Genomic DNA, 12,115 nt, shown 5'->3' with positions numbered 1-12,115 from the left:
CACGATAGGACACGTGTCGAGTCGCCGGGTTTCCGGTCGTCAGCGCGGTGCTTACGCCGGGGTGAAAGCGCGCCGGCGGGGCGGCACGATAGAGGCATGAGTGAAGCCCGCCCCCCGTTCCCGCCGTTCACCCGGGAAACCGCGATCCAGAAAGTGCAGGCGGCCGAGGACGCCTGGAACACCCGCGATCCCCACCGCGTCAGCCTGTCCTACACCGTCGATTCACAGTGGCGCAATCGCGACGAACACGTCGTGGGCCGCGACGAGATCGTGGCGTTTCTGACCCGCAAGTGGCAGCGCGAACTGGATTACGCACTGCGCAAGAGCCTTTGGGACTTCCACGACAACCGCATCGCGGTGCGGTTCCAGTACGAGTGCCGCGACGCGTCCGGCCAGTGGTATCGCAGCTACGGCAACGAGCTATGGGAGTTCACCGAGTCCGGACTGATGGCGCGGCGCGAAGCCAGCATCAACGACGTGCCGATCGAGCAATCGCAGCGGCGCTACTTCGGGCCCCGACCGGAGTCCGAACACGGCCACGACATCCCGCTTTGGTAGCAACAACGCCGGCTTGTGACCTCACAACGGTGCGGGCGCTACTGCGTCGCGCGGCGGCGGCGAACCATCGACCGGAGCGTCGATCGCCTTCGGCCGGGGTATCCCGCCTTGGGCCGCCGGAGCCGTTGACGCGTCCATGGTGAAACCTGGTTAAGGTAGCGAAGCGCGCGGCCGAGCCGGCGCCACGTCCATCGGCAGGGACAGTACGGGAAAGTACGGAAAGTAGATGTACGCGCCATGACAAATGCGCAGACGACGGTAGGAGTGGTCGCCGAATCCGGCCCCGACGAGCGGCGGGTCGCGCTGGTGCCGAAGGCGGTCGCGTCGCTGGTGAACAGCGGCGTGGCGGTGGTGGTCGAATCCGGCGCGGGGGAGCGGGCGTTGCTGCCCGACGCGCTCTACACCGAGGCCGGGGCCAGCATCGGCGACGCGTGGGCCGCCGACGTGGTGGTCAAGGTGGCGCCGCCGACCCAGGCCGAGGTCGCCAAGCTGCACAGCGGTCAGACGCTGATCGGTTTCCTCGCGCCGCGCAACGCCGAGAACTCGATCGGTGCGCTGAAGCAGGCGGGCGTGCAGGCGTTCGCGCTCGAGGCCATCCCGCGGATCTCGCGGGCCCAGGCGATGGACGCGCTGTCGTCGCAGGGCAACGTGGCCGGTTATAAAGCGGTGCTGCTGGCGGCCTCGGAGTCCACCCGGTTCTTCCCGATGCTGACGACGGCGGCCGGCACCGTGAAGCCGGCCACCGTGCTGGTGCTCGGCGTCGGGGTGGCCGGGCTGCAGGCGCTGGCGACGGCCAAACGGCTGGGCGCCCGTACCACCGGCTACGACGTCCGGCCCGAGGTGGCCGACCAGGTGCGCTCGGTGGGCGCGCAATGGCTCGACATCGGAATCGACGCCTCCGGCGAGGGTGGCTACGCCCGTGAGCTGACCGACGAGGAGCGCGCCCAGCAGCAGAAGGCTTTGGAGAAGGCGATCAGCGGCTTCGACGTCGTGATCACCACGGCGCTGGTCCCCGGACGCCCGGCGCCACGCCTGGTCACCGCGGCGGCGGTGGAGGCGATGAAGCCCGGCAGCGTGGTGGTGGACCTGGCCGGCGAGACCGGCGGCAACTGCGAGCTCACCGAGCCCGGCCAGACCGTCGTCAAGCACGACGTCACCATCGCCTCGCCGCTGAACCTGCCGGCCACCATGCCCGAGCACGCCAGCGAGCTCTACAGCAAGAACATCACCGCACTGCTGGACCTGCTGCTCACCGACGGCAAGCTGGCCCCCGACTTCGACGACGAGGTCGTCGCGGACTCCTGCGTGACGCGGGACTGAGAGGACTACATGTACGACGAGCTATTGGCCAACCTGGCAATCCTGGTGCTGTCCGGATTCGTCGGGTTCGCGGTCATTTCCAAGGTGCCCAACACGCTGCACACGCCGCTGATGTCGGGCACCAACGCCATCCACGGCATCGTGGTGCTGGGCGCGCTGGTGGTGTTCGGCTCGGTCGAGCACCCCTCGCTGGCGGTGCAGATCATCCTGTTCGTCGCGGTGGTGTTCGGAACCCTGAACGTCATCGGCGGGTTCATCGTCACCGACCGGATGCTGGGCATGTTCAAGGGCAAAAAGAAGCCGCTGCCCGCCAAGGCCGAGAGCACGGAAGCGCCGGCCGCCAAATGAATTACCTGGTTATCGGCCTCTACATCATCTCGTTCGCCCTCTTCATCTACGGCCTGATGGGCCTGACCGGACCCAAGACGGCGGTGCGCGGCAACCTGATCGCCGCGGTCGGCATGGCGCTGGCGGTGGTGGCGACCCTGATCAAGATCCGCCACACCGACCAGTGGGTGCTGATCATCGCCGGCCTGGTGGTGGGCGTCGTGCTCGGCGTCCCGCCCGCCCGCTACACCAAGATGACGGCCATGCCGCAGCTGGTGGCGTTCTTCAACGGCGTCGGCGGCGGCACGGTCGCGCTGATCGCGCTCGCGGAATTCATTGAGACGCAAGGTTTTTCGGCCTTCCAGCACGGCGAGTCGCCGACCGTGCACATCGTGGTGGCATCGCTGTTCGCCGCGGTCATCGGGTCGATCTCGTTCTGGGGATCGATCATCGCGTTCGGCAAGCTGCAGGAGATCATCTCCGGATCGCCGATCGGCTTCGGCAAGGCGCAGCAGCCGATCAACCTGCTGCTGCTGGCCGGGGCGGTGGCCGCGGCCGTCGTCATCGGCCTGCACGCGCATCCGGGCACCGGCGGCGCGCCGCTCTGGTGGATGATCGGGCTCCTCGCCGCCGCGGGCGTGCTGGGCCTGATGGTGGTGCTGCCCATCGGCGGCGCCGACATGCCGGTGGTCATCTCGCTGCTGAACGCGATGACCGGGCTCTCGGCCGCGGCCGCGGGACTGGCGCTGAACAACACCGCGATGATCGTCGCGGGCATGATCGTCGGCGCGTCCGGTTCGATCCTGACCAACCTGATGGCCAAGGCCATGAACCGCTCGATCCCCGCGATCGTCGCCGGCGGCTTCGGCGGCGGCGGGATCGCGCCGAGCGGCGGCGACAGCGGCGACAAGACCGTCAAGGCCACCTCGGCCGCCGACGCCGCGATCCAGATGGCCTACGCCAACCAGGTGATCGTGGTGCCCGGCTACGGCCTCGCGGTCGCCCAGGCCCAGCACGCGGTCAAGGACATGGCGGCGCTGCTGGAAGACAAGGGCGTGGAGGTCAAGTACGCCATCCATCCGGTCGCCGGCCGGATGCCGGGCCACATGAACGTGTTGCTGGCCGAGGCCGAGGTCGACTACGACGCCATGAAGGACATGGACGATATCAACGACGAGTTTGCCCGCACCGACGTCGCGATCGTCATCGGCGCCAACGACGTCACCAACCCGGCGGCCCGCAACGACGCGTCCAGCCCGATCTACGGCATGCCGATCCTCAACGTGGACAAGGCCAAGTCGGTGATTGTGCTCAAGCGGTCGATGAACTCCGGTTTCGCGGGCATCGACAACCCGCTGTTCTACGGCGAGGGCACCAGCATGCTGTTCGGCGACGCGAAGAAATCGGTGACCGAGGTCGCCGAGGAACTCAAAGCGCTGTAACAGCGGAAAAAGCGCCGCTGCGCTGGGCGGTTAGACGGGCGGGTACGCCGGCGGCGGGTAGCCGTTTCCGTCGGTGACCCCACGCAAGCCCCAGGTCAGGTACCGCATGAAGAACTCGATCTCGTCGCTTCCGTCGTAATCCGGACTCGGATCCATCGGCCCCACCTCTCGACTCATCGCGTTCGATCAGGAGTCTAGTCGCATACGCCTGCACGTGACACCCGGCGTTTTGCTTAAACTGTCCAACCAGTTAGTTGATAGCTATTCTGGGCCGCACCGCCCCTGGCCTGGCCATACCGACGATAGTGAGAACAGATGCCCACCGACAGCATCACCCCGAACGGGCTGACCCGGCGCGAAGAGCTGCTGGCGGTTGCCACCAAGCTGTTTGCTGCGCGCGGCTATCACGGCACCCGGATGGACGATGTGGCCGACGTGATCGGGCTGAACAAGGCGACGGTCTACCACTACTACGCCAGCAAGTCGTTGATCCTGTTCGACATCTACCGCCAGGCCGCCGAGGGCACGCTGGCCGCCGTGCACGACGACCCGTCCTGGACGGCGCGCGAGGCCCTCTACCAGTACACCGTCCGGCTGCTCACCGGCATCGCCAGCGATCCGGAACGGGCCGCGGTGTACTTCCAGGAGCAGCCCTACATCACCGAATGGTTCACCAGTGAGCAGGTCGCCGAGGTCCGGGAGAAGGAAGCCCAGGTCTATCACCACGTGCACGGCCTGATCGACCGCGGCATCGCCAACGGCGAGTTCTACCCGTGCGACTCGCACGTGCTGGCGCTGGGCTACATCGGCATGACCCTGGGTGCCTACCGCTGGCTTCGCCCGAGCGGGCGGCGGTCGGCCAAGGAGATCGCCGCCGAGTTCAGCACCGCGCTGCTGCGCGGGCTCATTCGCGACGAAGCCATCCGCACGACGTCCCCGCTCGGACCCTAGGCGGGCGCGCCTTTCAGGTGCTTGTCCAGGAACGCGATCTGGTCGGCGACCACCCGCTCGAAGGCGTCGTCGACGTAGATCGCGAAATGTCCCTCGGGATATAGCTTGACCTCGCCGCGGGGCGCCCTGGCCGCGTGGCGCAGCGTGGCCGACGCGGGCGCCACCGAGTCCGCTTCGCACACGCAGAACAGGATCGGGCATTCGATCTTGGGTGTCTCGCGGCCGGGCCGATAGCTGAAGACCTGCAACGCGATTCGCGCGGCCACCTCGTTGCGCAACTCGGCCCCGTCGGGCACCAGCCGCAGGTAGCCGGCGTACGCGTCGGGGGTGTTCATCAGCGCGACCTCGCCGGGCCTATTGGCCGTCGGGACCATCACCGGCGGGCGGCCGCGGCGGCGGGCCAGCAGGTCGCGCACCACCCGGGCGGTGATGCGCGCGGCGACCAGCGGATTGGTGATGGTGCGTGCGGACGCGAGGCCGTCGGTGAACGGGCATTGGGCGATCGCGGCGGCGATGCCCGGCAGCCGGGCCGCCGTGGCGATCACGTGGCCGCCGGCAAAACTGGTGCCCCACAACGCGATCCGGTCGGGGTCGATGCCGGGGAGGGTGCGGGCGTAGGCGACGGCCGCGGCCCAGTCTGCGAGCTGCATGCCGACGTCGAGGACCTGACGCGGCCGGCCCTCGCTGTCGCCGAAGTTGCGGTAGTCGAACACCAGGCAGGCGTAGCCGGCCGCGCTGAACCGCTCGGCGTAGGCGTCCAGGCGCATGCTGCGCACCGCGCCCAGGCCGTGCGCCATCACCAGCAGCGGCGCCGGCCCGTCGCCGGCCGGCCGGTAGAGCCAGGCGCTGATCAGGTCGCCGCCGGAGGTGAATTGAAGGTCTTCGCGTGGTGTCATCAGCGATTGATTCTGCCCCGCGGACCGCGGCCAGTCCCGCAGGTATGCGACCCAAATTTTATGGACTACTGTCTAGAAAAGTTGTCCAGGGTTTTCAGGGACGGAGACTGTCATGGCGATCCGCGTCGCGCACGTCGGCACCGGAAATGTCGGAGGGCTGGCCCTCGCCGAACTCATCACCAACCCGCAGTTCGAACTGATCGGGGTGTGCGTCTCGACGCCCGAGAAGGTGGGCAAGGACGCCGGCGAGCTGTGCGGCGTCGGCCTGGACACCGGCGTGGTCACCGGCGTCGCCGCCGTCGACGACCTGGACGCCATCATCGCCGCCAAGCCCGACTGCATCGTCTACTGCGCGATGGGCGACACTCGGCTGCCCGAGGCGATGGCCGACGTGATGCGCATCTTGGCCGCCGGCATCAACGTCGTCGGCTCGTCGCCGGGGCTGCTGCAGTACCCGTGGGGCGTGATGCCCGACAAGTACATCGCCCGCGTGGAAGACGCTGCCAAGCAAGGCAATTCGAGCATCTTCATCAGCGGCGTCGACCCGGGGTTCGCCAACGACCTGATCCCGTTCGCGCTCGCCGGCACGTGTCAGCGCATCGAGCAGGTGCGCTGCATGGAGATCCACGACTACGCGTCGTACAACGGAACCGAGGTCATGGACTACATGGGGTTCGCCAAGCCGATGGACGAGATCCCGATGCTGCTGCAGCCCGGCATCTTGAGCATCGCGTGGGGCACCGCGATCCGTCAGCTGGCGGCCGGCCTCGGCATCGAGGTCGACGAGATCACCGAGTCCTACCAGCGCGAGCCCGCCCCCGAGGATTTCGACATCGCGGTCGGGCACGTCGCCAAGGGCACCGTGGCGGTGCTGCAGTTCGAGATTCGCGGCATGGTCAACGGCCATCCGGCCATCGTCATCGAGCACGTCACCCGGCTGCGGCCCGACCTGCGCCCCGACCTGCCCCAGCCCGCCTCCGGTGACGGCTCCTACCGCGTCGAGATCACCGGCGAGCCGTCGTATGCGGTCGACATCATTCCCAGCAGCCGCAAGGGCGACCACAACCACGCGGCGATCGCGGGCGCCGCGGGCCGCGTCGTCAACGCCATCCCCGCCGTGATCGCGGCGCCGCCGGGCATTCGGACCACACTTGACTTGCCGCTGGTAACGGGCAAAGGCCTGTACGCACCAAGCACTTTGGTGACCACCTAAATCGAAAGGAGACCCACGTGGGTCGAGTAGACGGCAAGGTTGCGCTGATCAGTGGTGGCGCCGGCGGCATGGGAGCCGAAGACGCGCGGCTGCTGGTCGAGGAGGGCGCCAAGGTCGTGATCGGCGACATCCTCGACGACCAGGGCAAGGCGCTGGCCGACGAGATCGGCGACTCCGCGCGCTACGTGCACCTCGACGTCACCCAGCCAGACCAGTGGGACGCCGCCGTCGCCACCGCGGTCGGCGAATTCGGCAAGCTCAACGTGCTGGTCAACAACGCCGGCACCGTGGCGCTCGGCTCGCTGAAGAACTTCGATCTGGCCAAGTGGCAGAAGGTGATTGACGTCAACCTGACCGGGACGTTCTTGGGCATGCGGGCCGCGGTCGAGCCGATGATCGCGGCCGGCGGCGGCTCGATCATCAACGTGTCCTCCATCGAGGGCCTGCGCGGCGCGCCGATGGTGCACCCCTACGTCGCGTCCAAGTGGGGCGTGCGCGGGCTGGCGAAGTCGGCGGCCCTCGAGCTGGCGCCGCACAACATCCGGGTCAACTCGATACACCCGGGGTTCATCCGCACCCCGATGACCGCCCACCTGCCCGAGGACATGGTGACCATCCCGCTGGGCCGCCCGGGCGAGGTCCGCGAGGTCGCGACCTTTGTGCTCTTCCTGGCCAGCGACGAGTCGTCCTACTCCACCGGCAGCGAGTACATCATGGACGGCGGCCTGGTCACCGACGTGAATCACAAGGAGTTTTAGGCGGCCATGCGGCCGCCGACGCTATAAGTGACCGGTCGGCTAATATCGGTGGCATGCCCCGCCCACCGAACCCGGACGTGCCGCGCCGGCTGTTGGCGGCAGGGCTGGATCTCGTGCATGCGCGTGGGTTCGCGGCCAGCGGCGTCAAAGACATCACCGACGCCGCCGGCGTGCCGAAGGGATCGTTCTACGCGTACTTCCCCAGCAAAGAGGCGTTTGCCGCGGCCATCCTGGAGCACTACTGGGCCGATATCGAAGCGCGCCTGGTGCCCATCCTGGAGGCGGACGGGCCGGCGCGGGAGCGAATCACCCGCTTCTTCCATGCGCTCGCCGACGAACACGAAACCGGCAACTTCCTGCTCGGCTGCCTGGTCGGCAACCTCTCGCTCGAGCTCGGGGGATCCAGCGACCAGGTCCGTGCCGAGCTCGTCCGCATTCTCGACCGCTGGGATACGGCTATCGCGGAATGTGTGCGGTCCGGCCAGCGTGGATCGGGAGAGATTCGCGCGGACCTTGATGCGGAGCAACTGGCGGCCCAACTGATCGAGGCGTGGGAAGGGGCGGCCCTACGCGGCAAGGTGACCCGCAGTCGCGGCCCCTACGACCGCTTCGAGGCGGTCACGGTCCCGGCGCTCCTGGACTGATGGTAAGACCGGGAATGTCGGCACCGGCCGCGCCTGTTAAATAGACGACTGGTCAGTTATAAACCAGGTGACAAGCGAGGAGGCCGGACCGCCATGACATCGAACGAGAATCTCAGTCAACGCAGAATCGTCCTGAACAACGGCGGGGAGATTCCGGCGCTCGGGTTCGGGACTTCGCTTTCCGATAACGGCAGGACGCGCGAGGCCGTCAAAGCCGCGGTCGAGGTCGGGTTCCGCCACCTCGACGCTGCGGAGCGTTACCGCAACGAAGCCGAGGTGGGTGCGGCGCTCAAGGAGCTGTTCGCCGACGGGACGGTCCGCCGCGACGAGCTGTTCGTGACCACCAAGCTGTGGAACAACAACCACCGACCCGAACGGGTGAAGCCCGCGCTGCAGGCGAGCCTTAACAGGCTCGGGCTGGACACGGTGGACCTGTATCTGGTGCACACCCCGTTCGCGTTCCAGCCTGGCGATGACCAAGATCCCCGCGACATCCACGGCGCCGTCATCTACGACGACGGCGTCACCTTGGAGGAGACGTGGGCCGCGATGGAAGCGCTTGTGGACGAAGGCCATACGAACGCAATCGGGCTGTCCGACATCGACGTCGAAGGCGTCCGAAGGATAGTCGAGACCGCCCGCATCAAGCCGGCGGTCGTCCAGGTCGAGTCGCACCCGTATCACCCCCAGTGGGAACTGCACGGTTTGCGCGACACGGACGGAATCATCCTGTCGGCGTTCGCCTCGCTGGGGCACGCGCTGGAACCGCGGCTCCTCGACGACCCTCTCATCGTGTCCATCGCCCGGCAGTTCGGCAAGACTCCCGCACAGGTGCTGCTGGCCTGGGGAATTCAGCGGGAAAGCGCGGTTCTCACGGCATCCGTGACGCCGGCACGCATCCGCGAGAACTTCGACGTCACCGCGCTTCCCGAGAGCGCGATCGAGGACATCAATGAGCGCCTGGAAACTCGGCACCGGTTCAATTCCGTTGTCGACGCGGGGCAACCGGGATTCGCCGAGGTGCCCCAAGGCAGTGGATAGGGTCGAGCGATGAAGGCGATGGCGGGTGTCGGCCGCCTTGCACCAGGCGGGTTTTCGGCATGTCGGTCCCGTCGTCGCCCACTCCCTCATGCAGACCGCGGGAATCGGGAACGGCCATTTCGATGGGTGCTTCCGCGCGGTGCCGGGCTGAACCAGGACAACACGCGGCCGGTGCAAGCGTCTCGCGTCGTCGGTGCTATAACCGCGAGCATGCTGCGCAGCCTGGCGAGCCTGGTCGGATCGAACCACGTCGTCACCGATCCCGACGTGCTGGCGGCGCGCAGCGTCGACCACACCGGCCGCTACCGCGGCAAGGCGAGCGCGCTGGTGCGGCCCGGCACGGCCGAGCAGGTCGCCGAGGTGCTGCGGGTGTGCCGCGACGCCGGCGCCCATGTGACCGTGCAGGGCGGCCGGACGTCGCTGGTGGCAGGCACCGTTCCCGAGCATGACGACGTATTGCTGTCCACCGAGCGGCTGCACGCCGTCGCCGACGTCGACACCGTCGAGCGCCGCATCGAGGCCGGGGCCGGAGCCACGCTGGCCGCGGTCCAACGGGCCGCCGCCGCAGCCGGTTTGGTGTTCGGCGTGGACCTCGCGGCGCGTGACACCGCGACCGTGGGCGGCATGGCGTCGACGAACGCCGGCGGCCTGCGCACCGTGCGCTACGGCAACATGGGCGAGCAGGTGGTCGGCGTGCAGGTGGCCTTGCCCGACGGCACGCTGCTGCGCCGGCACAGCCGGGTGCGCCGGGACAACACCGGCTACGACCTGCCGGCGCTGTTCGTGGGCGCGGAGGGCACGCTGGGCGTCATCACCGAGCTGGATCTGCGGCTGCACGCCACCCCGTCGCACCGGGTGACGGCGATCTGCGGATTCGCCGACCTCGACGCGCTGGTGGCGGCGGGCCGGGTGTTCCGCGACGTGGACGGCATCGCGGCCCTGGAACTGATCGACGGCCGCGCCGCCGCGCTGACGGCCGAACATCGCGGCGTCGGTTCACCGGTTGAGGGCGAGTGGCTGTTGCTGGTGGAGTTGGCAGCCGATCACGACCAGACCGAGCGCCTGGCCGAGCTGCTCGACGACGTGCCGATTTCTGGCGAACCCGCGGTCGGCGTGGATCTCGTTGCGCAGCAACGGTTGTGGCAGGTGCGCGAATCGCTGGCCGAGGTGCTCGGCGTGTACGGACCGCCGCTGAAATTCGACGTCTCACTGCCGCTGTCGGCGATCAGCGAATTCGAAAGCCACGCGGTCGATTTGGTGCACACGCATGCCCCCGACGCGCTGCCGGTGCTGTTCGGCCACATCGGCGAGGGCAACCTGCACCTGAACGTATTGCGCTGCCCGGCCGACCGCGAGCGGGCGCTGTACGAGCCGATGATGGACCTCATCGCGCGCTCCGGCGGCAACGTCAGCTCCGAACACGGCGTCGGCAGCCGCAAGCGGCCGTATCTGGGGATGTCACGCGAGGCCGCCGACATCGCCGCGATGCGGACACTCAAGGCGGCATTGGACCCGACGGGTTATCTGAATGCGGCGGTGCTGTTCGACTAGCTGCCCTTGATCCCCACGGCATGCCGCAGCTGCGCCAAGAACTGATCCGCATCATCGCTGCGCACGATGTAGTGCGATATCGCGATCCGGATGACCGTCGCCGCCTTCACCGCCGCGTTGGGCCCGGGCAGGTGGCGCTGCAGGCCCTCGCGCATCTGCGGGATCACCCAGGAGAACTGGGCGATGGTGTGCTCGGGCTCGACGTCGACCATCCGCACCCCGGAGTACGAATGCTGGTATTCGACGATGAACCGCAGCACGGCATCGAGCTTGTCCACGCCCTTCAGGCCCGCGGTGGCCTTCACCAAACCGCTTTCGAAGATCTGGCGCTCGTAGGCCGAAAACGCCGACAGCAGCTCCTCTTTGGAGGCGAACCAGCGATACAGCGTCGGGCGGGACACCCCGGCCTGGGTGGCGACGTCGGACAGGCTGAGCTTGGTCTTGCCGTTACGGCCGAGCACCTCGGCGGTGGCCGCCAGAATCCGCTGACGGGTCGAGGTGTCGGTGTCGGCGATCGTCGTCGCCCGGGCCGGCTGGCTCATGATTCAGACTTTTCGAAGTGTCGCCGAGGTGTCATGGTCATTCGCTCCCACGTTAGGCCCGAGGCGGGCGCCGGCGCACCAGCACCGACTGCTGGATGGCGCCGACCGCGCCCTGCTCGTCGAACAACGTGCCGATGGTCGTGCCGATGCCGTCCGGCCCGTAGCTGGTCTCCGCCCGGATGCCGATCCAGTCGCCGTCGGGAACACGAAACACATGCACCGCCAGATCGGTGTTCAGGAACGTCCATTTGGTGATGTCGAGCTTGCTGCCGATGCCGTTGGCGCAGTCGGCCACCGCGAACAGCCGTTCCAGCTGCGTCATGGACTCGCCGTTGACCAGATCGACGGTCGGGTTGATCCAGGATTCGCCGGGGCCTTCGCTCAGCGGCTCGGTCAGCCACAGCCACTCCAGGCTGTGCACATAGTTGCGGTCCCAGTCGCGCGCCTTGAGGTTGCGGTTGAAGGCCTCGGCCCGGGGCCGGGGCAGTGGCGCCGCGGCGTGCGCGATCGGCTCCGTGTCCTGGTGCTGCAACCGCCACCCGCTGGCGCGCGCCACCGGCCGCGGGGCGCCGTCGGGGCCGGGAGCCAGCATTTCGGCGCTGAGCAATTCGATCTGCTTGCCGGGGCGCTGCACGTCGGCGCGCACCCACAGGTCGCCCTCGGCTGGGACCCCGCCCAGCAGATCGATGACCACCCGGGACAGTCGAGTGTCGTCGCGCTGCTCGCACCGCTCCAGCGCCCGGACCAGCAGCGCCGATACCGGACCGCCGTGCTGGATCGCCGCCGACCAGGTGCCGCGCGCCAGATCGGTCGCCCGGAACTTCTCGCCCAATGCGGCGTCGTCGTCGCCGGCCGGGTCGATCAGCTCGTAG

15 protein-coding genes are annotated in these 12,115 nt (G+C 68.1%); 11 read left to right on the top strand and 4 right to left on the bottom strand.

Translation table 11 applies throughout. From position 1 onward, the window contains the following. The first annotated feature begins 96 nt into the window (after window positions 1-96). From A5659_RS15690 to A5659_RS15675, 4 genes are all read left to right on the top strand, one after another. Entirely contained in the window at window positions 97-558 is a 462-nt protein-coding gene (locus A5659_RS15690; protein WP_066868218.1) for a nuclear transport factor 2 family protein, read from the top strand. A gap of 237 nt (window positions 559-795) precedes the next feature. Next, the gene (locus tag A5659_RS15685; RefSeq protein ID WP_066882075.1) at window positions 796-1,878 is read left to right on the top strand and encodes a Re/Si-specific NAD(P)(+) transhydrogenase subunit alpha; all 1,083 of its coding nucleotides are present in this window, start codon (window positions 796-798) and stop codon (window positions 1,876-1,878) included. A gap of 9 nt (window positions 1,879-1,887) precedes the next feature. Further along, a complete protein-coding gene (locus A5659_RS15680; protein WP_066882077.1) occupies window positions 1,888-2,226 on the top strand; it encodes an NAD(P) transhydrogenase subunit alpha in 339 nt (112 codons plus the stop codon). Next, window positions 2,223-3,647 (top strand): NAD(P)(+) transhydrogenase (Re/Si-specific) subunit beta, encoded by a 1,425-nt coding sequence (locus A5659_RS15675; protein WP_066882079.1) that lies wholly within the window; start codon window positions 2,223-2,225, stop codon window positions 3,645-3,647. Before A5659_RS15680 ends, A5659_RS15675 begins: the two co-directional genes overlap by 4 nt. Before the next feature lie 30 nt (window positions 3,648-3,677). Here A5659_RS15675 and A5659_RS27780 read toward each other — a convergent pair whose 3' ends face one another. Further along, window positions 3,678-3,803 (bottom strand): hypothetical protein, encoded by a 126-nt coding sequence (locus A5659_RS27780; protein ID WP_003874194.1) that lies wholly within the window; start codon window positions 3,801-3,803, stop codon window positions 3,678-3,680. 159 nt (window positions 3,804-3,962) lie between these two features. Between A5659_RS27780 and A5659_RS15670 the strand changes: the two genes are divergently transcribed. Further along, window positions 3,963-4,598, top strand: a complete 636-nt coding sequence (locus A5659_RS15670; RefSeq protein WP_066868225.1) for a TetR/AcrR family transcriptional regulator — start codon at window positions 3,963-3,965, stop codon at window positions 4,596-4,598. Here the strand turns inward: A5659_RS15670 and A5659_RS15665 are convergent. Next, entirely contained in the window at window positions 4,595-5,494 is a 900-nt protein-coding gene (locus tag A5659_RS15665) for an alpha/beta hydrolase (protein WP_067182337.1), read from the bottom strand. The two genes, A5659_RS15670 and A5659_RS15665, sit on opposite strands and share 4 nt — an antisense overlap. A 112-nt stretch (window positions 5,495-5,606) precedes the next feature. On the opposite strand from A5659_RS15665, the gene A5659_RS15660 reads away from it, so the two are divergent. The 6 genes from A5659_RS15660 to A5659_RS15640 all read left to right on the top strand — a co-directional run bounded on the left by A5659_RS15660 (window position 5,607) and on the right by A5659_RS15640 (window position 10,701). After that, window positions 5,607-6,707, top strand: a complete 1,101-nt coding sequence (locus A5659_RS15660; RefSeq protein ID WP_067021250.1) for a diacylglycerol kinase — start codon at window positions 5,607-5,609, stop codon at window positions 6,705-6,707. Between the two features lie 17 nt (window positions 6,708-6,724). After that, window positions 6,725-7,465 carry a glucose 1-dehydrogenase gene (locus tag A5659_RS15655; protein WP_066868231.1) on the top strand — a complete coding sequence of 247 codons (741 nt, stop codon included), beginning with the start codon at window positions 6,725-6,727 and terminating at the stop codon, window positions 7,463-7,465. Window positions 7,466-7,518: 53 nt separating this feature from the next. Next, window positions 7,519-8,109: a TetR/AcrR family transcriptional regulator gene (locus A5659_RS15650; RefSeq protein ID WP_066882084.1), complete on the top strand. Its 591-nt coding sequence runs from the start codon at window positions 7,519-7,521 to the stop codon at window positions 8,107-8,109. Between the two features lie 93 nt (window positions 8,110-8,202). Further along, window positions 8,203-9,150, top strand: a complete 948-nt coding sequence (locus A5659_RS15645) for an aldo/keto reductase (protein WP_067182334.1) — start codon at window positions 8,203-8,205, stop codon at window positions 9,148-9,150. 25 nt (window positions 9,151-9,175) lie between these two features. After that, entirely contained in the window at window positions 9,176-9,301 is a 126-nt protein-coding gene (locus tag A5659_RS28990) for a DNA-3-methyladenine glycosylase I (RefSeq protein ID WP_082976080.1), read from the top strand. A gap of 59 nt (window positions 9,302-9,360) precedes the next feature. After that, a complete protein-coding gene (locus A5659_RS15640) occupies window positions 9,361-10,701 on the top strand; it encodes an FAD-binding oxidoreductase (RefSeq protein ID WP_067182392.1) in 1,341 nt (446 codons plus the stop codon). Here the strand turns inward: A5659_RS15640 and A5659_RS15635 are convergent. Then, window positions 10,698-11,243 (bottom strand): TetR/AcrR family transcriptional regulator, encoded by a 546-nt coding sequence (locus A5659_RS15635; protein WP_066882088.1) that lies wholly within the window; start codon window positions 11,241-11,243, stop codon window positions 10,698-10,700. The genes A5659_RS15640 and A5659_RS15635 overlap by 4 nt on opposite strands. 52 nt (window positions 11,244-11,295) lie before the next feature. Next, window positions 11,296-12,115 (bottom strand): thioesterase family protein (locus A5659_RS15630; protein ID WP_067182330.1); only part of this gene is annotated, 820 nt, incomplete at its 5' end.

The organism is Mycobacterium sp. 1165196.3 (assembly GCF_001673415.1).
Taxonomy (GTDB): Bacteria; Actinomycetota; Actinomycetes; order Mycobacteriales; family Mycobacteriaceae; genus Mycobacterium; species Mycobacterium europaeum_A.
Note: the sequence above shows the minus strand (reverse complement) of the source record. Positions and strands in the feature narration are given on the sequence as shown.